This window comes from Pseudomonas sp. R1-7 (assembly GCF_051132105.1).
Classification (GTDB): domain Bacteria; phylum Pseudomonadota; class Gammaproteobacteria; order Pseudomonadales; family Pseudomonadaceae; genus Aquipseudomonas.
In genome coordinates, this window is record NZ_CP071661.1 from 2,456,815 (window position 1) to 2,481,941 (window position 25,127).

A 25,127-nucleotide genomic window follows, 5' to 3' on the forward strand; every position below is an offset into this window, starting at 1 on the left:
CGTTGCGCGGCGTTGCGGGCACAGATTTGTCGCGCGAATGTAACAGCCATTCCGCGCCCGCAAAGTCGTCCGCTGTCAGGCGTAGATGAACCGATTGACGACGTTTTCGAGCATCTCCTGGCGTCCGCTGACCGCCTGCGGATTCAGGTCGTTGGTGAACGCGTGTTCGGCCAGGGATTCGAGGCTGTAGTCACCAGCAAGCAGCGCCTTGCCGAACGGCTGCTGCCAGCCGGCGTAGCGCTGGTCCTTGAATTGCTGCAGCTGATCGTCTTGCACCATGGCGGCGGCGCGCTCCAGGGACAGGGCGAGCACGTCCATGGCCGCGACATGACCGTGGAACAGATCGACCTCGTCCACGCTCTGGCGACGCACCTTGGAATCGAAGTTGAAGCCGCCGTTGCCAAAGCCCCCGGCCTTGAGGATTTCATAAGTGGCCAGGGTCATTTCCTCGACGCTGTTGGGGAACTGGTCGGTGTCCCAGCCGTTCTGCGGATCGCCGCGGTTGGCGTCGATGCTGCCGAAGATCCCCAGGGAGACCGCCGTGGCGATTTCATGGTGGAAACTGTGCCCGGCCAGGGTTGCGTGGTTGGCCTCGATGTTGACCTTGATCTCTTTTTCCAGGCCGAACTGCTGGAGGAAACCGAACACCGTTGCGCTGTCGTAATCGTACTGGTGCTTGGTCGGCTCCTGAGGCTTGGGCTCGATCAGCAGGTCGCCCTTGAAGCCGATCTTGTACTTATGCTCGACCACCATGCGCATGAAGCGGCCCAGCTGTTCCCGCTCCCGTTTGAGGTCGGTATTGAGCAGGGTTTCATAGCCTTCGCGACCGCCCCACAGTACATAGTTCGAGCCCTTGAGACGCTGGGTGGCGTTCATGGCACTGAACACTTGGGCGGCGGCGCAGGCGAAGACTTGCGGGTCTGGGTTGCTGGCGGCGCCGGCGGCGAAACGCGGGTTGCTGAAGCAGTTGGCGGTGCCCCAGAGCAATTTGACCCCGGTCTCTTCCTGGTGGCGCTCAAGGTGATCGACCATCTGCGCGAAATGGTTGCGGTACTCCTTCAGAGATTGGCCTTCCGGCGCGACATCGGTGTCGTGGAAGCAGTAGTAGTCGATGCCCAGTTTGGAGAAAAACTCGAACGCTGCCTCGGCCTTGCCGATCGCCACTTCCATCGGATCGCCGGCATGCTGCCACGGGCGCTTGAACGTGCCGGCGCCAAACACATCGGACCCCGGCCAGACGAAGGTGTGCCAGTAGCAGACGGCCATGCGCAGGTGTTCGCGCATGGGCTTGCCGAGGATCAACTTGTTGGCGTCGTAGTGTCGGAAGGCGAGCGGCGAGTTGCTGCCTGGGCCCTCGAAGCGAATGGGCTGGACTTCGGGAAAGTACGGCATGGACGGATTCCTTTTTATTCTTGGCGGTGTCCCGATACTAACGCCGGCCTTGGGGCTGCTGATTATGAAAATCACCAATAGGTGGTTCGATTTTGAGTATTGAGATTCACCGCCAGCGGGCCTAGTCTCTGTCCATCGGCCCAGGGTCCACACCATGAAAATCGTCCCGCCCGTCCACCGCATCGCCCTGTTGTTCAACGGCAGCAAGATCTACGACCGCGGCATCATCAGCGGCATCGGCAACTACCTGAGCAGCACCCGCGCGTCCTGGGATTTGTTCCTCGAGGAAGACTTTCTCTGCCGATTGAAAGGGATCGAGCGCTGGCAGGGCGATGGGATCATTGCTGACTTCGACGACCCGCTGATCGGCGAGGCGCTGGCCGGTATCAAGATGCCGGTGGTGGCGGTGGGCGGCTCGTACCAGGATGAGCGCGCCTATCCCAAGGGCATCCCTTATGTCGCCACCGATAACCATGGGCTGATCAAGCTGGCCTACGACCATTTGATCGAAGCTGGATTGACGCGGTTCGCCTGTTTCAGCCTGCCCGAATCCCAAGCCAATCGCTGGGCCCAGGAACGGGAGAAAGCCTTTCGCCGGTTGATGCAGCGCGATGGCCTGCAAGCCGAGGTCTATCGCGGCATGGGCACCAGCGCGCCGCTCTGGGACAGTGCAGTCGAGCAGCAGATCGCCTGGCTGCAAAGCCTGCCCAAACCCATCGGCATCATCGCCGTCAGCGACGCGCGGGCCCGGCAACTTCTGCAAGCCTGCCTGACCGCGGGCATCGCTGTGCCGGAGGAGGTGGCGTTGATCGGCATTGATAACGACCCGCTGACCCGCAGCCTGACGCGGGTTCCGCTGAGCTCAGTGGTGCAGGGCACCGAAACCATGGGCCGGACCGCCGCGCGGCTCCTCCACCAGATGCTGCACGGTATGCCGTCCACGGGTACGCAGGTGCTGGTCCCGCCGGAGGCGATCAACGTGCAGGCGTCGAGCTTGCACCAGCCGTTGGGCAATCCTTACGTCATGCAGGCGCTGTTGTTCATCCGCCAATACGCCTGCCAGGGCATCAAGACAGCCCAGGTGGCGGCGTATGTGGGCGTGTCGCGTTCATCCCTGGAGGCGCATTTTCGCAAGGAGCGCGGTTGCAGCGTTCACGATGAGATCTTGCGCTTCAAATTGGCTGCGGCGGCCAATGGTTTGGAAAACACTGACTCGGCGATTGCCGACATCGCCCGCAGTTGCGGCTTCAAGTCGGCGCAGTACCTGCACACGGTGTTTCGTCGGGAGTTCGGCTGTACGCCTCGGGAGTACCAACAGAGCACAAATGGATGAGCGAACAGCATTGTATCGAGACGTTCGTGTGAGGCATCAATCCGCCGCTTTGAGGGTCTTCTCTTGGACAAGCAGCATGGAGCGATCGGCGGTTTCCACGAACAGGTCATAAGCCTCCAGGTAGAGGTACGAACTGCTGGTTTTGAGTCCATTGTCCGCGTTGCAGTTCACGTTGAGCGCCGACCCTTGCAATGAGGCAACTTTCTGCGCGGCGGGAAAGGATTCACCGACAGAACATTCAAAGGTCTGCTCGAAAGGCTTGCCCTCACTGCTCACAAAGCTCTTGCTGTAGCCGATGGCGCTACCTGGCTTGAGGTTTTGCCAATCCCCCTCCAGGCCGATGCTCAGGAGGCGGCTCCTTCGTTCGGCCGAACCCGTTGGCTCAGGGCCGCTCGTCGAGGCCAGCTCGATCAGGCCGCGCCAGCGAACAATGACCTTTTCGCGGCCCAAGGCGCCCATGGCTTGCTCGCGCCAAATGCCTCGAGCTGGGCCTGGCTGCAAGTAAAGATCCATTGGGGCGTTTTTCACCAAGGCGCGAGGCACGAGGGGCGACGTCGCGTCGTACGTCAGCTGTAGATGGCTGAGGGTGCCGGTCGGGCGGCCCTGGGGCAATGCGCTGACCTGGGCCAGCAACGCTGCCGGTACTTCTGGCGTAGGGATGTCCGGCGGCAGTTTCTTGCGCTGGGAAGCAACCGGGTCGAGTTTTGCCAGCTTGGTGGGTTCGGCGCAAACGGCGCCCGTCAAGCGGTTTCGTTGCTCTGGGTCCAAGGCGCTGTCGAGCCGCTGCAGCGGCGGCAGCAAGCCTTGGGTGCTGTTCAGGCGATAGACCTGGCGGGTGTTGGCCTGGTGAGTGGCGCAATCGATTTCGACGCGCTCATATTGGCGGTCGTAGGCCTTGTTGGCCTCCAGGCGCAGGCGACCGAAATCGATGCCTGCCCATATCCAACGTCGAGTGTTGTCCAGGTCGAGGCTGCCTGAGTCCACCATCAGGACGTCCTCATCGTTGCCAGGAAGCTGCCTCCAGCCGCCGTCCTGGACCGCCTGGCACATTTGCTGAGCCGTGGTTCGTGCTGATTGCCTCGGGTCTGCCGGCAGCACGAAAGGCTCGTACCAGCCTTCAGCCTGGCGATAGTCCATGGCTAATTTCAGTGTCTCGCAATTGGTAAGGAGTCGTGCCTGGGTGGCTGGTTGGGTGCCTTCGGCGGGTACGTTGACCAATAGCAATGCGGTGGGGCCTATTCGTAACGTGTTATCCAACGCGAGGGGCTGGGCCAGTACACGGACCGTCATGGCTTGATTCTGCGCGTCGCGTTCGGCAGCGACGCGTTTGTTGTGCTCGGCTGTTTTATCGGATCGAGACGCACAGCCCACGAGGGCCGAGGCGCAGAGGGCGGTCAACAGAGCGGCGGTCGATAACTTGGATAGATAAAGCATGAACGTCCTTGATCAGTGTGAAGTCAGTCAGCTGCGTCGGTGGCGGTCCGTCAGAGGCATCCTGGCCGAGCGCTTTTTAGGGGGAGCGCAGATTAAGTGGTTTGCTGGCGATTGGCCAATGACGGATTCCCTCCACCTGAGGCCAGGCCATTCAGCCTGACAGCCATGTGTTCATGATCCGCCGATCCAGCTCCTCCCAGTCCGCCATGCCCAACACTCGCGTGGTATTCAAGCCGCGCAGATAACCGCGCAGTTGGTTGGCCGTGTCCCGCTTGAGTTGTGGGTTGAGCTCGTTGTCCAACAGCACGCTTTCGTACTGGGCCAGATACTCAGCCACCCGCTCCCGGAAGTCGGGCAATACTGCACCGCGAATAAGATCAAATGTTCTCATCAAAATGCCTCATCCGTTTTTCAAGGCTCGCAACTATTGCCATCAGTAATAGTGACCATTACGAAATGCAAGTTCTGCTTTGCTGGCGATCATTGGAGAATCAGCCCCATCGAAACGCAGCCCAACACTGCAGGACTTGAAACATGCGCCCTTTATTTTTCCTTGCCGTTGCCTTGTCGCCGTTGTTGCTGGCGGGATGTGCCTCGGCGCCGAACGATCCGACCCTGACCTTGCAGACCAGCAAGACACCGGCCGAATACGCTGAATGCGTCGTACCGAAGTTGCAAGGCAGTGCGCTGAGCCCGATGGTCTCGCAGACCCAGCGCAGCTACCGCATCGTTGTTCCGAGCAAGATCGCCGCGGACAACGTGCTGGAAGCCTACAAGGCCGGCGATGGAGGGAAAGTGTTCATCTATGACCGCCATTTGCTGGCATCCAATCTCCTGCCTTCGAATTTTGAACGCGCCGCCCAGGAATGCATCTGACCGGCCCGTAAACGCTTTTCTCCGTGCTCCTTTGGTTGGCCGCAACCAACCAATTCCCTTTGCCCCGCACCGTATTCGGTCGCGGGGCATTTTTTTGTCGGTAGAGTCTTGTTTACCTTGGTGTGAGAGGATGGCCCATGCAAAGCCACCATCGACAAAAAGGACTGAGATGAACCTGTTTCCTGCGCACTCCATGCCCTTCATTCTGACGTTCGCCGCCCTATGCGCCCCGGTGCACGCGGCGACCTGGCAGATTTGCGACATGCAATTGCAGGTCACTGAGGTGGTGAAGCAGCCGTACCCTGGCCTCCGGGCCCAGGTTCTGAAAACCCGCCCGGCCTCGCCCGACGTGGAATGTCCGAAAGAGGGCGCCGTGATCAATTTCATCCCGGAAACCGCTGACTACCAGGCCACGCTTGCCCGCCGCAAATGGCCTGTAAAAGGCCAGGCGATCCGGATCAAATACCGCTACCTGGACGGCATCTGCAAAGGCGACGGCAACGAACATCCTTGTCGTATCGAGCATTATCCTTTCGTGGCCCAATGATCAGCCTTGGCCGGCGTTCGCCTCGGCTTCGATCGCAGCCCTGACGCTGGGGCGCGTCTCGATCCGAGCCATATACAACGCCAGCGCCGGCCAATGCTCGATGTCGATGGCGAAAAACGGCAGCCATTTGAGCACCGTGAACAAATACGCGTCGGCAAGGCCGAAATCCCCCTGCAAATAGCTGTGTTGTTCGAGAGCGCCGGCCAGGTAATCAAGCCGCTTGAACAGCTTCTGCTTGAAGATGGCCTTGGTCGTTTCCGGGATCTCGGCGTTGAACAGCGGGGCACAGCCGCCATGGATTTCCGAGCTGATGAAGTTCAGCCATTCCTGCAACCGAACCCGCTCCCAGGTGCCATTGGCCGGTGCCAAGTGATTGCCCGGAACCTGATCGGCCAGGTACTGGACGATGGCGGGACCTTCGGTCAGCACTTCACCGTTATCCAGCATCAGCGCCGCGACGTAGCCCTTGGGATTGATGGCAAGAAAGTCCTGCCCGCCGACGGTTCGCTTGGTCTTGTTGTCGACGCGGATCAGCTCGAAGGCAATGTCCAGCTCCCGCAGCACGATGTGCGGGGACAATGAACAGGTCATGGGTGCGAAATACAATTTCATGGGATTTTCCTGATGGCGTTGAGTGCCGCTGAGGATCGGCGCCAACCGGAAGATTTTCAAAGGACATTTCGAGTGCTAGCGTATGACAAAATCTCATGAGCAACGTTGACCTCCATGGCCGTAAAAATCCCCTCACTCAACGGCCTGAAGGCGTTCGAATCAGCCGCGCGCCACATGAGCTTCACCCAGGCTGCCCTCGAGTTGAATGTCACCCAGACAGCGATCAGTCATCAGATCCGGCGGCTGGAGGACGAACTGGGCGTGCGCCTGTTCCTGCGGCTCAAGGACGGCCTCGCATTAACCGATGAAGGTCGCGCCTATTTTCCAGGCGTTCGTTCGGCATTCCATGAGTTGCGTCATTGCACCGAAACCTTGTTGGATTCTGTCCATGACAGTGCGCTGACGGTGAGTACCCTGGTGTCCTTCGCGTCAAAATGGCTGCTGCCTAGATTGGCCTCGTTCCAGGAGGCCTATCCCAACATCGATGTACGTGTCTCGGCTTCCACCGACATGGTGGATTTTCGCAAGGTTGGAATCGACGCGGCCATCCGTTACGGCACCGGAGATTGGAAGGGCTTGCGCGCCGACTGGCTGATGTCCGATGAGGTTTTTCCAGTGTGCAGTCCGAAGCTGTTGGTGGGGCCCAATGCGCTGAAGGCGCCCGGCGATCTGACCCATCACACCTTGTTGCAGGTCAGTGGCATGACGCGGGACGATTGGAGCCTCTGGTTGGGGGCCGCCGGCCAACCGAGCGCCCTGGCGGAAGGCTCACGGTTGACCTTCGACCTGGCGATGATGGCCGTGCAGGCGGCCATCGACGGCTTGGGCGTTTGCATCGGCCGCTCGACGTACGTCGACGACGATCTGAAGGCGGGACGACTGGTCGCGCCGTTTGCCCTGAGGTTGAAGTCCGATCTCGGCTTCTATCTGGTGACACCCGTCGAAGCAGCCCACTCGAAAAAGGTCGAGGCGTTCAGGGCCTGGTTGATCGATTCGATCAGTGGATCGAACCGAGCGACTCTCCCCCAGCTAGATTGACAGTCTGTACCAGTCGTCACGCCCGGCCTCGTCTTCTCCAGCGCGCGCCATCACGAAACCACAGCGTCGCAGCACTTTCACCGAGCCGATGTTCTCTGCATAGACATTGGCCAGCAACTGTCCGAGTCCCCAGCGCATCTGGGCCTGCTGGATCAGGTGCCTCACTGCCAGGGTCGCCAGACCCTGGCCACAAGCTTGCTGGGCGATGCGATAGCCAACTTGCGCCGAGCGTTCACGGGTGTCGATGTCCTTCAGGTTCGCTCGCCCGATGATCGTTCCGCTAGCGTCTTCGATAATGAAGGGGTGCCAGGTCCCGGCGGCAAGGCCGGACAGACAGTGGGCGATGTGATCGCTGACGCCTTGGGTCGAATAGAACGCCGAGTCGCGCGCATCGATGTGGCATTCGAACCAGTCGCGGTTTGCCACTTCAAAGGCCAGTAATGCCTCGACGTCAGTATCTTGCAGGGTGCGAATCTTTAGGTTGTCCTTGTCCACTCTTCACTTCCTGGTTTTGCTTGAGGTATCACAAACGCCGGTCCGGGGCGGAGGTGCCGAGCGAATACCGCGGCGCCAGTTTTAACACAGCGGGCCAATCCAGTCCGGTCAGAAGCGAGATTTGACGATCCGCGGGCGCCGCGGCATATTGCGCTCGGTTGTGTCTATTTGTGCTCGTTTGTGCAGGTTATGAATCCCATGAGTACCCCCCACGAAGTATTCCCCGGCGAACGCCAACGATTGATCAGCGAGCGGCTAGCCCTGTATGGCCGGGTCATCGCGGCTGATCTGGCGAGTGAATTCAACGTCTCCGAACACTCGATACGTCGCGACCTGGGCGCTTTGGCTGCGGCCGGTTTATGCAAGCGCGTCTATGGCGGTGCGATTCGCTTGCCAGCGGCCGAAGCGCCGATAGACGTCCGAATCCATCAGGACTCGGCCCGCAAGGACAATCTTGCCCGCGCCGCGGCTTCGCTGCTCAGCGCGGGCCAGCACGTCTTCCTCGATGCCGGGTCGACCAACCTGGCTATCGCCCGCGCCATCGATCCAGGCCTGCGCTTGACCCTCACCACCAACTCGCCGTTGATCGCGGTGGAACTGATGAAGCTGCCCAGCGCCGAGGTCATTCTGCTGGGTGGACGCCTGAATCCTGTTGCGGGCGGTGCGATCGGGTTGGCGGCTGTCCAGCAACTGCGCCAATTCAATTTCGATTTGTGCTTTGTCGGTGCCTGCGCTATCGACCCGGACAACGGCGTTACGGCGTTTGGCCTGGATGACGCCGAATTCAAACGCGCGGCGGTCGCGGCCAGCGGTCAGGTGGTCGTAGCGGTGACCAATCAGAAGCTGTCCAGCGTTGCGCATTACCAGGTGGCGTCTTGTGAAGAAGTCACCGCGCTGGTGGTCGAGCACGACGCGCCGCGCGAGCGACTCGATCCTTTCCTGGCGCGAATCGCCAAGGTCATGAGGGCCCCCGCCAAGACGTGAGACGCAGCAATGGGCGACAAGCCCATTGTCCGCCAAGCGTTTTACGTCTAGTTTGCTGGCCCATCACAAGTACAAAAGTCAGGAGTCATCGATGCAACCGATCCGTCTCGGTCTGGTGGGCTACGGCAAGATTGCCCAGGATCAACACGTTCCCGCTATCCGCGCCAACCCTGCTTTCGAGCTGGTGGCGGTCGCGACCCAAGGACAGCCCTGCGCCGCAGTGGAGAACTTCCGGTCCCTGGAGGAGCTTCTTGACAAAGGTCCACGCGTCGATGCGATCGCGTTTTGCACGCCGCCGCAAGGCCGATTCGGGCTGGTGCGGCAGGCGCTGGAGGCCGGCAAACACGTCCTGGTGGAGAAACCGCCGTGCGCAACGTTGGGCGAGGCAATGGCGCTGGTGGACCAGGCGCACGCGGCCGGTGTAAGCGGCCTGTTCGCCTGGCATTCGCGTTACGCGCCCGGCATCGGGGCCGCCCGCGACTGGCTCGCCAGCCGCACGCTGCAAAGCGTCCAGATCGACTGGAAGGAAGACGTACGCAAGTGGCACCCGGGCCAGGCGTGGATCTGGCAACCCGGTGGCCTGGGCGTGTTTGATCCGGGCATCAACGCCTTGTCGATCGCCACTCACTTGTTGCCGCTGTCATTGTTTGTCGAGTCGGCTGAACTGCGCGTTCCCGATAACTGCCAGTCGCCGATTGCCGCCAGCATCAAGATGTCGGACTCAGGCCATCTCGATATCCGCGCGGATTTCGATTTCGATCATGGTCATGATGAGCTCTGGAGCATCGAGATTCGTTGCACCGAAGGCGTCCTGCGGCTCGACAATGGCGGTGCGCAGCTGAGCATCGACGGTGTGCGCCAGGCCGTGTCGGAGGAGGGCGAGTACGCGGCGGTGTACCGGCACTTCCAGCAACTGATCAATGACAAGGCCTGCGACATGGACCTGCAACCGCTGCGCCTGGTGGCGGACAGCTTTTTCGTCGGTAGCCGTATCTTGGTCGAGCCGTTTTACGATTGATAGCGCGAGCGTGCCCGTGGTCTTGGCGACGACGGGCACATGGCATTCCTACTGATGCAATTCGGCAACCGACATGGTGAAGATCAGCTTCGACCTGCCCGTGTTGGAATAAACGTGCGGGACATCTGTCCTCGCCACCGCCGAGCTCCCGGCGGGGATCACCAGCTCCGTTTCTCCCACCACGCATTTGAGCGTGCCTTTCTCCACATGGAACAACTCAAGGGTGCCTTGGGGATGTCCGGCTGAAGAAAACGATTCGCCCGGGAACATCTCCCAGCGCCACAGTTCGATCATGTTCGGGCCGCTCGTCCCGGCGAGCAGGCGCGCTGTGCCTCCCAATTCTCCGGTCCACAGTGTGGGTATGTCCCGGCTGTCGATAATGTGGGCCGAAGGGGGCTCCGCCACATTAACGATGTCGGCCACGGAAAGGCCCAGCGCCGCGGCAATCTTGCACAAGATGCCGATGCTCGGGTTGGCCGTGCATTTCTCGATCTCGACCACCATTCCCTTGCTTACGCCCGAGCGCCGGGACAGCTCGTCCAGGGTGATTTTCTGAGCCTTGCGCGCCTGCTTGAGCGTGCGCGCAACGGCCAGGCTCACCGCGTGGGCATCGGCGCCAGGCGTGGTCGATATATTGATATTCAAGGTCATCATCAAAGAATCATGAGAAAGAGAGTGCGGCGATTCTCGACGGTCGCCGGCGGTGTCGTCAATGTTCGTCGGGTTTCTATCGACCATAAAAGTCGATATATTGACTTTGGCGGTTGGCGATGACTAGCATGAAATCCTTTGGATCGCTGGAGAACCTTGATGCTGTCAGTACAGCCGTTGATCGACCAAGCCGTTGCCGAGCTGGCGCCCGGGTTCAGGGCGCTGAGCATCGTGGTGCAAGCGGCGCCGCTGACCAACCCGGACGTCGCCCGCATGGCCCTGGATCGAGCCTGCCAGTCGGTGCTGGCGGGTGGGCCTGCCTGGGGAGACGCCCATTTGCAGCAGTGGGCAGACACGTTTCGACTGTTCGGCGCCAAGCCGCAACGCACGCCGTGCTCGGCCGAAGCGTTACGCAAGCGGGTGCTGCGTGACGGCGGCTTGCCGAGCCTGGATCCGGTCGTGGATCTCTACAACGCCATTAGCATCGAGTATGCGATCCCGGTCGGCGGCGAAAATATCGAGGCGTACGTTGGCTCGCCGCGACTCGTTGTCGCCGAGGGCTGTGAACCGTTCGACACCATGAAGGAAGGCGCACCCGCCCATGAATTTCCGGACGCTGGCGAAGTGGTCTGGCGCGACGACCAGGGCGTGACGTGCCGGCGCTGGAACTGGCGACAGGGCGTCAGGACGCGGCTGGATGCGGAAGCCAGGCACATGTGGTTCATCCTCGAAAGCCTGCCGGCAATGCCGCTCGAAGCGCTGACCGAGGCGGGTGACAGGTTGATCGAGGGGTTGCAGTCGATGATGCCGGGTGTGCAGATTGAAAGTGTGCTGGTAGGGCCTGGTAGCTGAGCTGCTGGTAGAGCTGTTGTGGCGAGGGAGCTCGCTCCCGCTGGTCTGCGCAGCAGACCCAACCCAGCCAACGCGGTAGTCCGGGAAGACCGCGCTGGCCGGGTTACGACTGCTACGCAGCCGAGCGGGAGCAAGCTCCCTCGCCACAGGTTTGTGGCGCGTCGCGTCGACTAGCCCAGATCCTCCGCCCGATGCCGCTCCGGCACCTGGCTCGCCTCATCGCCCCAGGTCCGGTTGACACGTTGCCCTCGCTTGACCGCAGGCCGATTGGCGATTTCCTCGGCCCAGCGCTGCACGTGGGTGTATTCATGAGCGGAAAGGAACTCGGCCGCCGAATACACGTTGTTGCGCACCAGTTGGCCGTACCAGGGCCAGACTGCGATGTCGGCGATGGTGTACTGCTCGCCCGCCAGGTATCGGTGTTCAGCCAGGCGACGGTCCAGTACATCCAGTTGGCGCTTGGCTTCCATGGTGAAGCGGTTGATGGGGTATTCCAGTTTTTCCGGCGCGTAGGCATAGAAATGGCCGAAGCCGCCGCCCAGGTAAGGCGCCGAGCCCATCTGCCAGAACAGCCAGTTCAGGGTTTCAGTACGGCCGGCTGGATCGCTGGGCAGCAAGGCGCCGAATTTTTCCGCCAGGTACAGCAGGATCGAACCGGACTCGAACACACGGATCGGCGGCTCGACGCTGCGGTCCAGCAGGGCCGGAATCTTGGAGTTCGGATTGACCTCGACAAAGCCGCTGGAGAACTGGTCGCCTTCGCCGATGCGAATCAGCCAGGCGTCGTATTCCGCGCCGGCGTGCCCGAGGGCCAGCAGCTCTTCGAGCATGATCGTGACTTTCACGCCGTTGGGCGTCGCCAGCGAATAGAGCTGCAGGGGATGCTCGCCGATCGGCAAGTCTTTTTCATGGGTTGGCCCGGCTACAGGGCGGTTGATGCTGGCGAAATGGCCACCCGAGGGGGCTTCGTTTTTCCAGACCTTGGGCGGAACGTAAGACGCTTGGCTCATGAACGTACCTTATCGTTTGAATGCACTGATCCTGGGACGAAGCCATAGCGCATTTTGCGCCATGGCTCGCGTCGAGACATGGACTCTAATCTATGGGCGCTCTGTCAGGCAGACAAGGGCGGCCGACATTTTGTCGTGGTACTTCTATTTCCTTCGGCGATAGCCTCTCAAACAAGCCGATATAGGCTTCCTTGACGTCAAAAGATAATTCCCTCGATTCGTTACAGCCGCCCAGTTATTCGCCGATAGCCATTTGAGGTCCGGTTGATTCTCTTGCGTTCGTCGAGGGTACGTCATGTTTAATAAAACTTTAAAAAATGAACTGACGGCCAGGACGGCCGACTTGGAAACCTACAAGGGACTGGTCGGAGCGCTGGAACGGTCGATGGCCGTGATCGAGTTCAGCCCCGACGGCAAGGTGCTTCGCGCCAACGCAAACTTCTTGAACACGATGGGCTACCGCGAAGATCAGTTGGCGGGGTTGTCCCATCGCAATTTCTGTACCCCGGCGCTGGCCGGCAGTGCCCAATACCGGGAGTTCTGGGACCGGCTGCGAGCCGGTCAATTCGTTTCCGGGACGTTCCAGCGAATCAGTGGCGATGGCCGCAATGTCTGGTTGGAGGCCAGCTACAACCCGGTCCTGGATGAGCAGGGCAAGGTTTCGAAAGTGGTGAAATACGCCCTCGATGTCACCGCCCGGGTGGCCAGCGATGCGGAGATACGCGGTCGCTTGGCCGCACTGGATCGGGCCATGGCGGTGATCGAATTTGACCTGGGCGGCAATATCCTTACCGCTAATGACAACTTCCTGCACACGATGAATTACTCGCTGGCGGAGATCAAAGGCAAGCATCACCGACTCTTTTGCGAAGCGAGCCTGATCAACAGTTCGGAATACAGCGATTTCTGGCGGCGTCTCAATGCCGGCGAGTTCTTCAGCGGCCAGTTCAAACGCCTGGGCAAACACGGCAAGGTGGTCTGGCTGGAGGCCAGCTACAACCCGGTCTATGACGCGGACGGCAAACTGAGCAAGATCGTCAAGTTCGCCAGTGACATCTCCGAACGGGTGGAAAAATTCGAGGAGGATTCACGCGGCGCGTCCCGTGCCTACCACATTTCCTCCGAGACCGAGCGCGTCGCCGAACAGGGTGCGCAAGTGATCCAGCAGACCGCCAAGGAGATGCGCCAGATCGCCGAGAACATCGGCGCCTCCGCCCGACTGGTCGGGCAACTGGGCGCGCGTTCGGAAGAGATCACCGCCATCGTCAACACCATTCGCGGCATCGCCGACCAGACCAACCTGTTGGCGCTCAATGCCGCCATCGAGGCCGCGCGAGCCGGTGACCAGGGCAGGGGCTTTGCGGTCGTGGCTGACGAAGTCCGGCAACTGGCCGGGCGCACCAGTCGCTCGACCTCGGAAATCGCCGAGATGATCGGCATGATCCTCTCCGAAACCCGCGATGCGGTGGCCAGCATGAGCGTGACGCACGAGGGCGCGCTGCGTGGCGTGACCCTCGCGGACCAGGCGGGATCGGTGATCGTGCAGATCAGGGCAGGGACCACCGATGCATTGGAGGCAGTGAGCATGTTCGCGTCCAAGCTCGACGAGTCGGAAGTGATTCCTAAAACGGCGATTGGCTGGGTCGGCTGAGGAGACTGGCTGGCTGCTGCGTCTGGGCCAAGCGTCAAACAGGGCCGCGGCTCGCAGCAGGCCATTCCATTTTATGAAACAGTGGATTTCAATCCATGCGTATTCCTGCGCCGCCGCTTTGGGCAGAAGATGGCTCCACCTCATACACCGTTCGCCAAAGGTGTGATGGACCCTCCCTGACCACAGCGCACTGACCCCGTTGCCAAGCCGGGGGCGCGAGGAGTAGCTGATGAACGAAGCCACGAAAGCACAACCTTCGCCCTGGCATGAAGGTGAGTTGACCTTGCAGCGCTCCGTCGGGGCAGTGGAGATGATGGCCGGTGTCGGTCAGCGGCAACTGGCGCGCACCTGGATGCCGGACCAGCACCGCGAGTTCTACGCACAACTGCCGTTCGTGGTGCTGGGGGCGGTCGATAGCCAGGGCGACGCCTGGGCGACCCTGCGCACCGGCCAGCCCGGTTTCATGAATTCGCCGGATCCTGAAACGCTGCATATCCATTTCGATCCGCAGCCCGAGGACCCGGCCGAGGAAGGACTGGGCGAGGGCGACGCCATCGGCATGCTGGGTATCGAGTTGCACACCCGTCGGCGTAATCGCATGAACGGTGTGGTGCGCCGCCAGCTCGACCAGGGCCTGGAGATTTCGGTGAGCCAGGCCTATGGCAACTGCCCGCGCTACATCAACCTGCGCCAGTACAGCTTTGTCGATGAGCAGCCAGCCGTGTCCCGGGAACTGGCGGTGGCGGATCCGCTGGTTCGTCACATGGTCACGGCGGCCGATTCGTTCTATGTCGCCACCTACGTGGTGCGCGACGGCGAGCGCCAGGTCGATGCCTCCCATCGTGGCGGCAAGCCCGGTTTCGTGCGCATGGACGAGGACGGTACGCTGACCATCCCGGATTTCTCCGGAAACCTGTTTTTCAACACCCTGGGCAATATCCTGCTGAACCCTCGTGCCGGGTTGGTATTCGTCGATTTTCAAACCGGTGACTTGCTGCAGATGAGCGGTTCGGCCCAGGTGCTGCTGGACGACCCGCAGATTGCCGCGTTCCAGGGTGCCGAACGGTTGCTGCGTTTTACCCCGCATCGGATTGTCCACCGCCCGGCGGCAATACCACTGCGGTGGAAAGATCAGGAGGCGGGTGACTCGCCCAACTCCTTGATGACCGGCAGTTGGGAGCAGACCGCCGAGCGGTTGCAGGCCGAGGCGTTGCGCACCCATTGGCGTGCGCTGCAGGTCACCCGGGTGGTGGATGAAAGCCACAATATTCGTTCGTTCTACCTGCAAGCCACTGACGGTGCCGGTTTGCCCCGGTACGAGGCCGGACAGCATCTGCCCGTGCGGGTGCGGTTGGAGGGCCAAGACGTGCCGTCGATCCGGACCTACAGCGTGTCCAGCGCGCCATCGGATGATTTCCTGCGCATCAGCGTCAAGCGCGACGGTGTGGTGTCTTCGCACCTGCATGAGCAGATCCAGGCGAGCCACGATATCGAGGCCCGGGCGCCCCAAGGGCACTTCACGGTGAATCCCGCCGAGCGCCGGCCACTGGTGTTGCTGGCGGCGGGCGTCGGCATCACGCCGTTGCTGTCGATGCTGCGCGAGGTGGTCTATCAAGGGAAACGCATCAGCCGCATGCGTCCGGTCTGGCTGCTGCAAAGCGCCCGCCACGTGGCCGACCTGGCCTTTCGCGAAGAAATCGACGAGCTGGTGGCGCGTGCCGGAGACAAAGTGAACGTGCTGCGCCTGGTCAGCCAACCGCCCACCGACGGCAAGGCCGGGCAGGGCTATGACGTGGCGGGCCGGATCGATGTGGCGCTGCTCAAGCAACTGTTGCCACTCGACGACTACGATTACTACTTGTGCGGTCCGGGCACCTTTACCCAGGCGCTGTACGACGGCCTGCGCATGCTGCGCATCCCGGATGACCGCATTCACGCCGAAACCTTCGGCCCGTCCACGCTGGTGCGCGATATCGAGGTCCGCGTACCGGCGGCCGAACAGGTGCCGGCGGCGACTGAAGCGGTGAAAGTGCTGTTCTCCAGCTCGGCCAAGGAGGCCCGCTGGGAGCCGGACAGCGGGACGCTGCTCGAGCTGGCCGAAGCCCGCGGCCTGAACCCGGAATTCAGTTGCCGCGGTGGTTCCTGCGGCACCTGCAAGACCCGCATGACCCAAGGCCAGGTGCATTACCTGACCCAGCCGGCCGAGCCCGTGGCTGACGGCGAAGTGCTGATCTGTTGCGCGGTTCCGGCCCAGGGCAGCGAGCCTTTGGTACTCGAAGCCTGACACTCGGCGGTGCGGGCGGGTTAGATTGCGTCTCACCCACCCCACGATGCCCAGCCCAAAGCAGTTTTGATGAGTTTTCGCTGAAGCGTCCACGCCCCGCCATCAACATTTACCGAAACAATTCCCAACCCCGTCAGATGAACTAGTCTCTTTCAGACGCGGTAGAAGTAGTCGTTTTCATAGTTGCAGGGAAACCTCAGATGACTCACTACGAAACCGTTGTAAAAAAAGCCAGGAAAAAAGATCTGGACGGCATCCTGGCCCTTCAGGCCGAGAACCAGATGGATCGGGGCGGTTCGCTTTCCGCCAGTTTGCCGCGGGCCCGGTTGAAGATGATGCTGGCGGACATGCCTATTATCGTTGCACGTCATGGTGACCGCGTTACCGGTTTTCTAATGGCAACCTCCCGCGAAATGAATGCCGATCTTCCTATTGTGAAAGCGATGTTCGACGCTTATCAAGGGACCCCCGACGCGTATGTCTATGGTCCGATTTGCGTAGGCGCGCAAGAGCGCGGCAAGGGTTTGGCCCAGCGAATGTTTGACAAGCTGAGGGCGCTCGAACCCGGGCGCGAAGGCGTGCTGTTCATCCGCTCGGATAATGCCGCTTCAATTCGTGCACACGAAAAAATGAACATGGAGAAGGTCGCTGACTTTCAGTTCAACGATTTTCAATACGCTGTGTTTTCCTACTTCGGTTAGTTGCGCACGGATTCGATTGACTTCGTGCCTGACGAGCCTCATCGCGTACCACCATCCAGATACCGACGGCAGACACCGCCATCCCCAACGCCATTTGCCACGACAACGGCTCATCGAACATTGCCCAGGCCCATACCATCGTTATGGGCGGGCTCAGGTACAGGACACTGGCGACACGCGTGGCTGATGCGCGGCGCAGGCACAACCAATAGAGTCCATATCCGCCCACCGTCGACAACCCTGCAGTCCACAACACACTCAATGCGAAACCTGTGCTGGGAATCGGTGCCAAGCTGCGCTGCGAGCCCTCGATCAAGGCGAAGGCCACGCCCGAGACGCAGCACTGCAACCAGAGGTTGGGCAACAGGCCCATCGATTGCGAAGCGGGCAGGTGCTTTTGCCACAGCGTCGCGGCAGCGAGCGACAGCATGCCAAGCAGTGGCAGCCCGTAGACCCACAAGGGCGCGTTACCCCAGGCCAACGCACCATGGGTGCCGAGGGCAACGCCTGCCAAGCCAATGAGCAAACCTGCCCAGACTCGCGGCGCCATGCGTTGTCCCAGCAAACCGGCGGCCAACAGTGCCAGGCCCATCGGCAACAGGTCGGCGAACAAAGCTGCCAGGCCTGCCGGCACGCCGAGGGCGATGCCCTGGGTGATGCCTGCCAGGTAACCCGCCATCGCCAGCAGGCCGATGCCGGCATTTTTCACCAAAGTCATCGGCGAGATTCGCCGCAGCTCTTTTGCGACAAAGGGAAACAGCAGAAGGGTGACCAGGACGCAGCGCCAGAACACCACCAGCAATGGCGGCGCGTAATCAAGGGAAAATCGCGCGCCGACGAAGCCCGAGCTCCAGGCCACCAGCAGTGCCGCTTCGAGCAAGGGCAATGGAACCAGCCGACAGCCGCTGGGCGAGGATGCGCAAGTAATCGATTTGGTCGGGTTCATGGGCACAGGCTACGAAAGCAGCCTAATCTAATAAATCAAAATAACCTGTAGCAGTTGTTCAAAAAGGTTGAACCATGACAGCCATACTGGATATCGAACTGATCCGGACCTTTCATGCGGTCGCACGCTTGGGCAAGTTCAGCGGCGCGGCGGAGCAGCTTCACAAAAGTCCGGCGGCGGTGAGCGTCCACATTCAGCGATTGGAAGCCGTCGCCGGGGGGCGCTTGCTGAACCGTGACAATCAGGCGGTCTCCCTGACCGCCCTGGGCAAGCGCTTGCTCATTTCCACCACGGAGCTGCTCGCGACCCACGACCGTGTGCTCGCCGATCTCCACGGCACACGATTGGCGGGACGCATCACGCTCGGCGTGCCGGACGAATATGCGGACCACGTCATTCGCGACATTCTGCCGACGTTCACGGCAGCCTGGCCCAACGTGATCCTGGAACTCAAGACCGCGCCCAGCTACGCGCTGCGTGAACAGGTGCAGCGCGGCAAGCTCCAAGCCGCCGTGCTCACCCTGCCGAAGGGGCAACGGCAGGCCGAGGAGGTCCTGGTCACCACCACGCCAGTCTGGGTCGCGGCCATACACGCAACGGCGAGTTTGACGGAGCCCCTTGCGCTAGCCGTGCATGCGCCGCAATGCCCTTACCGCCAAATCATGCTGCAGGCGCTCCGGCAAACCGGGCGCAGGGTGCGAATCGTCCTGGAAAGCCCATCGAACCAGGCCGTCAAGGCGTGCGTGGAAGCCGGGTTGGCGATCAGCCTGATCGACCGTGGCCGGGTGACGAAGAATATGCGGATCCTCAGTGATCTGCCGGTGATCCCGGACCACGAGGTGGTGTTCATGCGGTCAGAAGCCTCGTATACCGAAGAAGCGATCGATCTGCTTGGCGAGGCCATGCAACAGCGTTTTCGGCTGTAGGGAAAGGCTTTATGTGGCCTTGGGACTTAGCGTTCCGCGCCCCTGACGCTATTCTTCGGACGGCCTGATGTGAAGGATCGTATAGGGCAGGATAAGCGAGCGACTGTCTGGGGTCGATAGACCGAAACTGCCCACACAACCAACGCGCCAAGACTGATCAACCCGCCCAGCCAACTGACTGCGGCCCAGCCCCAGTGTGCATAAACCTGGGGCGCGGCGGCGGCACCGAGCGCGCTCTCCTGGCCGCCAGCGCGCCGGCAACCCCGGCCAGGCCAAACAGGCCGATGGCGGTGTGGGACAGCGACAGCGGCGGGGCGCTCAACGGTAGCACCATAGCCGTCCACAGCACGGAAAATGCGGCGAAGATCAGCAGTGCGAACAGGCCCCTGGTCCGCGCGTCGAACGGTCAGAAATTGCAGCCATGGGATTGCCACAGGGTCAGGCGCATTCCCGGGGAGCCTTGAACCGAGCGAGTCATTTCAGGATTGGACAGGTTGCTCATAGCGCTGTTGGATGCGTGTCAATTCTCCAGACCGGCGCAGTTGTTCCAGCGCCTTGCTCCACGCGGCGATCACTTGGTCGTCGCTGTCGGTGCTGAAGGCGATGTACAGCGATGAGCGGTAAAGCTCGATGGGAATCTTGCGCAAGGTGCCCGGGGCGATGTCCAACTGGCGGCTGTAATACGCCACTCCGGCAGCGGTGTCGCCGACAATGATGCTGGTTCGTCCGGCCAGCAGCATGCGGTAGAGCAGCCTGCTTTCGGTCGCACTTTTATCCAGATTGTTGAAGCCCAGCGATTGCAACGTCTGAGGCACCAGGCCCGCATGCCGCGTGGTGATCTGCGGGGCGTGCAGCAGTTGTTCCAGGGTATTGATCGGTGGCGAGTCGGCCCGCTGGTAGGCGTGGATGGATTCTTCCACTATTGGCCCGACCCACTTGTACAGCGGCTCGCGCTCCGGTGTGCGGAACAGCGAGTACATGATGGTCTTGGGCCGATTCTTCAATACCTGCGTGGCGCGCATGCTGGGTTGCACCGAGATTTCGAAATGGTCGCCGGTCAGCCTCATGATGGCCCGGACGATTTCCGTGGTCATGCCGGTGACTTGGTCATGTTCTACATAGTTGTAGGGCGCCCATTCCTCAGTGACGACCTGATATTGCTCGTCTGCGGTCGCTGAACCGAGCAACAGGCAGAGCAGCGCTGCGGCGGGCATCGAATGCTTCACGTGTTCTCCTGATGGACGGTGCGCCGTTCCTGGCGAACCCAAGACAAGCATAGACCCAATCGGGTGCCTGATATTTGCAACAGCTTCGTTGTGCGAACGATCCCTCAGTTGATTCGCACATTGCCGCAAACGTCGCCGCTGACAACTTTTATCTTCCACCGCTGATAAAATGCCAAGCCTCGCCAAGGCAGTCGCCACATGGGCGACAGAAAACAGGACTGGAAGCTTGAACGAACAGACATTGTCCATGCGCCTCGAACGCGTGGCGGGGCTCGTGCCAAAAGGGGCGCGCCTGGCCGATATCGGCTCGGACCACGGCTACTTGCCGGTGGCATTGATCAACCGAGGGGTGATCACGGCGGCGGTGGCGGGGGAGGTGGCGTTAACGCCGTTGCGCTCGGCTGAACGCACAGTGCGTGAAAGTGGCCTGGACGAACAAATCAGCGTGCGCCTGGCCAACGGCCTGGAAGCGATCGAGCCGGCGGACGGCATCACGGCGATCAGTGTGTGCGGCATGGGCGGCGAGACGATTCGCGACATTCTCGACAGCGGCAAGCGTCACCTGAGCGGCAGGGAACGCTTGATCCTCCAGCCTAATGGCGGCGAACAGCCCCTGCGCCGATGGTTGATGGACAACGACTACCGCATCCTGCGCGAAGAGGTATTGCAGGAGAACCGCTTCTACTACGAAATCATTGTCGCCGAGCGCGACGGACCGGTGCGGTACAGCGCCGAGGAGCTGTACTTCGGTCCGTTGCAACTACAGGCTCGCACCTCGGTATTCCTCGCCAAATGGCAACGCATGCTGCGCCTCAAGCAAAAGACCTTGGCCAGTTTCACCCGGGCGCAGCAGGCTGTGGCTGAAGAGAAAGTGCAGGAAGTCGCACAACAAGTCCGGTGGATCAGCAAGCTGCTGGCGTGAGTCCGGCGAATCACGATGAAGTGAATCCGATCCAATCGGCTATGGGCCGGTCGCTGTCTGTTTCAACCGCTTCAACCGTTCAGCAAGGTCATCACCTCAGCGCTGTAGCGGGCCCCGGCCACGGCGCCTTCAGGGGCGAAAATAGCGTCGAGATGATTCAGGTCATCGCTGCTCAGGTGAACATCAGCGGCGGCGACATTACTCTCCAGGTATCGACGCTGCTTGGTGCCTGGAATGGCGGTGACGTTGCTTCCCTGGGCCAGCACCCAAGCCAAGGCCAATTGCGAGGCAGTCATGTGTTTCTGCTCGGCCATGGTCCGGACCCGTTCGACCAGCTCAAGGTTGCGATAGAAATTCTCAGCCTGGAAACGTGGGTTGAAACGCCGATAGTCGTCGACGGCGAAATCATCCGGGGTCTTCAGTTCACCGGTCAGAAAGCCACGCCCCAATGGGCTATAGGCAACAAAAGCGATCCCCAGGCGCCGGCAGGTTTCGAGCACGCCGTTGTGCTCCGGCTCCCTTGACCACAGCGAATATTCGCTTTGCACCGCCGCAAGGGGATGCACGGTGTGGGCACGCTGGATGGTTTCGGCGCTGGCTTCTGAAATGCCGATGTGGCGGACCTTGCCGGCCTTGACCAACTCAGCCATGGCCCCAATCGTTTCTTCGACTGGCACCTGCGGGTCGATACGGTGCTGGTAGTAGAGATCGAGGTAATCGGTTTCGAGGCGCTTGAGGCTGCCGTCGACCGATTGCCGAACATATTCGGGGCGTCCATTGACGCCCCTGGCGTGTGGATCGTCGCTGCGCACCAAGCCGAACTTGCTCGCCAGGAAAATCCCCTCCCGCTTGCCACGCAAGGCCCGTCCAAGCAGCTCTTCGTTGGTGTACGGCCCGTACATGTCGGCGGTGTCGAAGTGCGTTACGCCGAGCTCGATGGCCCGATGGAGCGTGGCGATCGCCTCTCGCTCATCCGCGCCGGTGGTGTAGAAGTCAGACATGCCCATGCAGCCCAGGCCGATGGCGCTGACATGTGGGCCTTGGTGGCCGAGTTGGCGTGTGATCATCAGAGTGTTCCTTCGAATTGAAATGACGTGGTCAGTCTCCGCAAATAGGATTTCTGGATAAAGCCAAGGTTTTTGGTTTAACTATTCGTGATTTCTAAATAGTGAGCCGAGAACCATGGACCGATTACAGGCAATGCAAGTTTTCCGGCGCATCGTCGAGTTGGGTGGTTTTGGCCGGGCAGCCGATGACCTGGGGCTGCCTCGGGCCACCGTCAGCCTGTTGATCCAGCAGTTGGAAAGTCACCTGGGCGTGCAACTGCTGCAGCGCACCACCCGACAAGTGCGTGCCACCCTCGATGGCGAAGCCTATTACCAGCGCTGCGGCCAATTGCTGGACGAGCTGGATGATTTGGAGAACTCGGTTTCCACGCAACGAAGCCAACCTCGGGGCACCTTGCGCGTAGACATGCCCATCGCCTTCGGCTGCACCTGGATCGTGCCGAACCTGCCGACGTTCTATCGGCGCTACCCGCAACTGCAATTGGACCTGGGTTTCCACGACCGCCAAGTACACCTGCAACGCGAAGGTGTCGATTGCGCCATCCGGGCCGGCACTATCGTCGACCAGGCTCTGGTTGCGCGGCCTATCGTGCGGCTGCATCAAGTGACCTGCGCCAGCCCCGGGTATCTGGCTCGCGCGGGCACTCCGCAGCGACTTGAAGCACTGGCTGAGCACCGCGCCATTGGTTTTGCGGCCGGCAACGGGCGCTTCTTTCCGTTCGAGTTCGAGGCGGCGGGGCAGGTGCGCGAGCTGCACTTGCCGTCCGAACTGACCGTCAACAATGCCGACGCCTACGTGGCGGCTTGCGAAGCGGGGCTCGGCTTGATCCAGGCGCCGCGTTATCACGTCCAGCGGCAGTTGGCCGAGGGGCGCCTGGTGCAAGTATTGGCTGAACATCCGGTGCCGTCATGGCCGATTTCGGTGGTCTATCAACCCCATCGACAGTTGTCGCCCCGGGTGCGGGTGTTCATCGACTGGGTGATCGAGTTGCTGCATGGCGCGGCGGACGTGCAAGGCGAGTTGATGGAGAAAGTGTGAGGCTTGAAACGGGCGTTGCGCTGATGGATCCAAAACTGGCGAAGCTGGCATGAGGGGCTATTTTGTAAGGTGCGAAATTTTCCGGAGTTTCCCATCCACACATGAGGCTCAGCATGGACAACGCAGACAGCACCGCAGGATTGACGCCGAGAGCGGGCACCGGCAAGACCTTTGTCGACCTTGACGGCTACAACGACACCAAGAAAATCGCGGTGGCCCCGGACGGCAAGATATGGCTGGCGGGCATGACAGGAGTGGACAAGGACTGGGAATACGAAGGCTACCGGACCTCGCTGATGCGCTTCAACGCCGACGGCACCCCCGATACGACCTTCAGCGACGATGGCAAGACGCAGCTTCCCCATGATATTTACCCGGGGGAAGGCTACAGCGCGGCCGTGCAACCGGATGGGAAATATCTGCTGGTCTATCCGCAATTCACGTCCGGCATCGCCATGATCCGGATCAATACCGACGGCACCGTGGACCAGGGGTTTGGTATCGACGGTAAAGCCATCGTGCCGGCGGCTTGGGGCGATTATGCCAGTGCCACGGTACAGCCGGATGGCAAGATCCTCGTGTCGAATCGTGACAGCTACGAAAATCTTTTTTCGGTCAGTCGCCTCAATGCCGACGGGACGGTGGACTCGACGTTCAATGGCGGCAACGCCATCGAATTCAACATCCCAGACATTGGCGCGCTGGAGGGGTACGGATTCACGCTGCAAGCGGATGGCAAATTACTGGTGCCGGGTTACAACGGCGAAATGGTAGTCGCGCGCTTGAATGCCGACGGCAGCCTGGACAGCAGTTTCGGGGTGGATGGCCTGGCCGACACGCAGGTGGCAGGCCTGGCAGCCTCCGTCACCGTCCAAGCCGATGGCAAGATCCTGTTGGCCGGTGGCGGCGAACAAGAGGGCAGCGGTTTCGATTTCAAGATCATCCGGCTGAATCAGGACGGCTCCCTGGACACCCGTTTCGGCAACGCTGGCGTAGCGGTGATCGACCTGACCGGGGACCGGGATATGGCCCGGGACATCACCGTCCTGGCGGACGGAAAAATCCTCGTGGCCGGGCAGAGCACCTATTTCGGCAACCCTGATTTCAGCCTCATCCGGCTCAACCCTGACGGCACGCTCGACACCACCTTCGGCGCCCTTGAAGGTGTCTTGCCGCGCATCGACGGAGGGCAGGGCGATGATGTCCTGTCAGGAAGCTATATCCCGGAACGACTCAGCGGTCATGACGGTGCCGACTTGCTCGACGGCGCCGGGCAACGGGACGTGCTGGAGGGCGGCGCCGGTGCCGATGTCTTTCGGATCAGCGCCATCGGCGACAGCTATCGCATCGACGGCCAAGTGGTCAGCGATCGCATCGCCGATTTCGACGCCAACCTGGATCGCATCGATTTGACGTCGCTGGGTTTCAGCGGGTTCGGCAATGGATTGGACGCAACCCTGGCGGTGCAGGTCAATGAGGCCGGGACGCGAACCTATCTGAAAAGCTTCGAAGCGAACTGGCAGGGCCATCGTTTCGAACTGGCCCTGGACGGCGACCTGGCCCAGGCACTCAACGAAACGAACGTGGTATTCGCGCCGCAACGGGTCCAGGGGACGGACTCAGCCGACCGTCTGGTGGGCTCGGTAGTCGGCGACGAGCTACTCGCCGGTGCCGGCAACGATGTCGTTTCGGGCGGCAATGGGCACGATGTCATCGATGGCGGGCTGGGACGTGACGTGCTCAGTGGCGGCGAGGGTTCGGATGTATTTCGCTACGACTCCCTCGAGGACAGCTTTCGCACGGCGGACGGTAACTTCCAGGATCGGATCACCGATTTCAATCCGCTCACCGACAAGATCGATGTGTCGGCGTTGGGTTTCACCGAACTCTGGAGCGGTTACTACACATCGCTGCGAGCGGTTGTCAGCGAAGATGGCCAGCGGACCTACTTGAAAAGCTACAGCGCCGATGAAGAAGGGCGCCGGTTCGAGATCACCCTGGAGGGCAATGTGGCTTCGGAACTGAGCGACAACAACTTTATCTTTGCCTCCAGCGACGACGCCTTCACCGAGCTACAACTGCTGGGCGTGGCTGCCCCGGAGCAATTCGGCTAGCAGGCCATT

The 25,127-nt window shown here is 61.0% G+C and carries 23 protein-coding genes and 3 pseudogenes; 15 read left to right on the forward strand and 11 right to left on the reverse strand.

From position 1 onward, the window contains the following. Window positions 1-75 precede the first annotated feature (75 nt). Window positions 76-1,392 (reverse strand): xylose isomerase, encoded by a 1,317-nt coding sequence (xylA, locus tag J3P79_RS11145; RefSeq protein ID WP_434610444.1) that lies wholly within the window; start codon window positions 1,390-1,392, stop codon window positions 76-78. Window positions 1,393-1,546: 154 nt separating this feature from the next. On the opposite strand from xylA, the gene J3P79_RS11150 reads away from it, so the two are divergent. Further along, window positions 1,547-2,725 (forward strand): XylR family transcriptional regulator, encoded by a 1,179-nt coding sequence (locus tag J3P79_RS11150; protein WP_434610447.1) that lies wholly within the window; start codon window positions 1,547-1,549, stop codon window positions 2,723-2,725. 36 nt (window positions 2,726-2,761) lie between these two features. Here J3P79_RS11150 and J3P79_RS11155 read toward each other — a convergent pair whose 3' ends face one another. Together J3P79_RS11155 and J3P79_RS11160 are read right to left on the reverse strand one after the other, a co-directional pair. Further along, window positions 2,762-4,159, reverse strand: coding sequence for a hypothetical protein (locus J3P79_RS11155; RefSeq protein WP_434610450.1), 1,398 nt, complete (start codon window positions 4,157-4,159; stop codon window positions 2,762-2,764). A 151-nt stretch (window positions 4,160-4,310) separates the two neighbouring features. After that, window positions 4,311-4,550, reverse strand: a complete 240-nt coding sequence (locus J3P79_RS11160) for a hypothetical protein (protein ID WP_434610451.1) — start codon at window positions 4,548-4,550, stop codon at window positions 4,311-4,313. 143 nt (window positions 4,551-4,693) lie between these two features. Between J3P79_RS11160 and J3P79_RS11165 the strand changes: the two genes are divergently transcribed. Both J3P79_RS11165 and J3P79_RS11170 read left to right on the forward strand, forming a co-directional pair. Further along, on the forward strand, window positions 4,694-5,035 hold the full coding sequence (locus tag J3P79_RS11165) for a hypothetical protein (RefSeq protein WP_434610453.1): 342 nt from the start codon (window positions 4,694-4,696) through the stop codon (window positions 5,033-5,035). Window positions 5,036-5,204: 169 nt separating this feature from the next. Then, the gene (locus J3P79_RS11170; protein ID WP_434610454.1) at window positions 5,205-5,582 is read left to right on the forward strand and encodes a hypothetical protein; all 378 of its coding nucleotides are present in this window, start codon (window positions 5,205-5,207) and stop codon (window positions 5,580-5,582) included. Here the strand turns inward: J3P79_RS11170 and gstA are convergent, their stop codons facing one another. Then, the gene (gene gstA / locus J3P79_RS11175; RefSeq protein ID WP_434610456.1) at window positions 5,583-6,194 is read right to left on the reverse strand and encodes a glutathione transferase GstA; all 612 of its coding nucleotides are present in this window, start codon (window positions 6,192-6,194) and stop codon (window positions 5,583-5,585) included. 114 nt (window positions 6,195-6,308) lie between these two features. Here gstA and J3P79_RS11180 point away from each other — a divergent pair, with 114 nt between their 5' ends. Further along, window positions 6,309-7,232, forward strand: coding sequence for a transcriptional regulator GcvA (locus J3P79_RS11180; protein ID WP_434610458.1), 924 nt, complete (start codon window positions 6,309-6,311; stop codon window positions 7,230-7,232). Here J3P79_RS11180 and J3P79_RS11185 read toward each other — a convergent pair. Next, complete coding sequence (locus tag J3P79_RS11185) at window positions 7,224-7,727, reverse strand: GNAT family N-acetyltransferase (RefSeq protein WP_434610460.1); 504 nt, start codon at window positions 7,725-7,727, stop codon at window positions 7,224-7,226. The genes J3P79_RS11180 and J3P79_RS11185 overlap by 9 nt on opposite strands. 198 nt (window positions 7,728-7,925) lie before the next feature. Here J3P79_RS11185 and J3P79_RS11190 point away from each other — a divergent pair, with 198 nt between their 5' ends. Both J3P79_RS11190 and J3P79_RS11195 read left to right on the forward strand, forming a co-directional pair. Further along, window positions 7,926-8,711, forward strand: coding sequence for a DeoR/GlpR family DNA-binding transcription regulator (locus J3P79_RS11190; protein WP_434610462.1), 786 nt, complete (start codon window positions 7,926-7,928; stop codon window positions 8,709-8,711). Between the two features lie 91 nt (window positions 8,712-8,802). After that, window positions 8,803-9,729 (forward strand): Gfo/Idh/MocA family protein, encoded by a 927-nt coding sequence (locus J3P79_RS11195; RefSeq protein ID WP_434610465.1) that lies wholly within the window; start codon window positions 8,803-8,805, stop codon window positions 9,727-9,729. Window positions 9,730-9,777: 48 nt separating this feature from the next. Here J3P79_RS11195 and J3P79_RS11200 read toward each other — a convergent pair whose 3' ends face one another. Continuing rightward, on the reverse strand, window positions 9,778-10,383 hold the full coding sequence (locus J3P79_RS11200; RefSeq protein WP_434610467.1) for a helix-turn-helix domain-containing protein: 606 nt from the start codon (window positions 10,381-10,383) through the stop codon (window positions 9,778-9,780). A 156-nt stretch (window positions 10,384-10,539) separates the two neighbouring features. On the opposite strand from J3P79_RS11200, the gene J3P79_RS11205 reads away from it, so the two are divergent. Beyond that, the gene (locus tag J3P79_RS11205; protein WP_434610469.1) at window positions 10,540-11,232 is read left to right on the forward strand and encodes a B3/B4 domain-containing protein; all 693 of its coding nucleotides are present in this window, start codon (window positions 10,540-10,542) and stop codon (window positions 11,230-11,232) included. A 170-nt stretch (window positions 11,233-11,402) separates the two neighbouring features. Here the strand turns inward: J3P79_RS11205 and yghU are convergent, their stop codons facing one another. Further along, window positions 11,403-12,242: a glutathione-dependent disulfide-bond oxidoreductase gene (yghU, locus tag J3P79_RS11210; RefSeq protein ID WP_434610471.1), complete on the reverse strand. Its 840-nt coding sequence runs from the start codon at window positions 12,240-12,242 to the stop codon at window positions 11,403-11,405. A 385-nt stretch (window positions 12,243-12,627) separates the two neighbouring features. Between yghU and J3P79_RS11215 the strand changes: the two are divergent. From J3P79_RS11215 to J3P79_RS11230, 4 genes and pseudogenes are all read left to right on the forward strand, one after another. Then, window positions 12,628-13,257, forward strand: a pseudogene (locus J3P79_RS11215) (PAS domain-containing protein); the annotation flags it as partial. A 159-nt stretch (window positions 13,258-13,416) separates the two neighbouring features. Next, window positions 13,417-13,893, forward strand: a pseudogene (locus J3P79_RS11220) (methyl-accepting chemotaxis protein); the annotation flags it as partial. Window positions 13,894-14,122: 229 nt separating this feature from the next. After that, window positions 14,123-16,177, forward strand: a complete 2,055-nt coding sequence (locus tag J3P79_RS11225) for a 2Fe-2S iron-sulfur cluster-binding protein (protein ID WP_434610472.1) — start codon at window positions 14,123-14,125, stop codon at window positions 16,175-16,177. Window positions 16,178-16,377: 200 nt separating this feature from the next. Then, on the forward strand, window positions 16,378-16,878 hold the full coding sequence (locus tag J3P79_RS11230; RefSeq protein ID WP_434610474.1) for a GNAT family N-acetyltransferase: 501 nt from the start codon (window positions 16,378-16,380) through the stop codon (window positions 16,876-16,878). Here the strand turns inward: J3P79_RS11230 and J3P79_RS11235 are convergent. Then, window positions 16,838-17,824 (reverse strand): DMT family transporter, encoded by a 987-nt coding sequence (locus J3P79_RS11235; protein WP_434610476.1) that lies wholly within the window; start codon window positions 17,822-17,824, stop codon window positions 16,838-16,840. The genes J3P79_RS11230 and J3P79_RS11235 overlap by 41 nt on opposite strands. 74 nt (window positions 17,825-17,898) lie before the next feature. Between J3P79_RS11235 and J3P79_RS11240 the strand changes: the two genes are divergently transcribed. Continuing rightward, complete coding sequence (locus tag J3P79_RS11240; protein ID WP_434610479.1) at window positions 17,899-18,750, forward strand: LysR family transcriptional regulator; 852 nt, start codon at window positions 17,899-17,901, stop codon at window positions 18,748-18,750. A 232-nt stretch (window positions 18,751-18,982) separates the two neighbouring features. On the opposite strand, the pseudogene J3P79_RS11245 reads toward J3P79_RS11240, so the two are convergent. Together J3P79_RS11245 and J3P79_RS11250 are read right to left on the reverse strand one after the other, a co-directional pair. Next, window positions 18,983-19,144, reverse strand: a pseudogene (locus J3P79_RS11245) (MFS transporter); the annotation flags it as partial. Between the two features lie 85 nt (window positions 19,145-19,229). Then, window positions 19,230-19,976 carry a substrate-binding periplasmic protein gene (locus J3P79_RS11250; protein WP_434610481.1) on the reverse strand — a complete coding sequence of 249 codons (747 nt, stop codon included), beginning with the start codon at window positions 19,974-19,976 and terminating at the stop codon, window positions 19,230-19,232. A 226-nt stretch (window positions 19,977-20,202) separates the two neighbouring features. Between J3P79_RS11250 and J3P79_RS11255 the strand changes: the two genes are divergently transcribed. After that, the gene (locus J3P79_RS11255; protein ID WP_434610482.1) at window positions 20,203-20,898 is read left to right on the forward strand and encodes a tRNA (adenine(22)-N(1))-methyltransferase; all 696 of its coding nucleotides are present in this window, start codon (window positions 20,203-20,205) and stop codon (window positions 20,896-20,898) included. Between the two features lie 71 nt (window positions 20,899-20,969). On the opposite strand, the gene J3P79_RS11260 is transcribed toward J3P79_RS11255, so the two are convergent. Beyond that, window positions 20,970-21,965 carry an aldo/keto reductase gene (locus J3P79_RS11260; RefSeq protein WP_434610484.1) on the reverse strand — a complete coding sequence of 332 codons (996 nt, stop codon included), beginning with the start codon at window positions 21,963-21,965 and terminating at the stop codon, window positions 20,970-20,972. A gap of 115 nt (window positions 21,966-22,080) precedes the next feature. Here J3P79_RS11260 and J3P79_RS11265 point away from each other — a divergent pair, with 115 nt between their 5' ends. Beyond that, window positions 22,081-23,004, forward strand: a complete 924-nt coding sequence (locus J3P79_RS11265) for a LysR family transcriptional regulator (protein ID WP_434610486.1) — start codon at window positions 22,081-22,083, stop codon at window positions 23,002-23,004. 113 nt (window positions 23,005-23,117) lie between these two features. Then, complete coding sequence (locus J3P79_RS11270) at window positions 23,118-25,118, forward strand: M10 family metallopeptidase C-terminal domain-containing protein (protein ID WP_434610488.1); 2,001 nt, start codon at window positions 23,118-23,120, stop codon at window positions 25,116-25,118. Window positions 25,119-25,127: the final 9 nt, after the last annotated feature.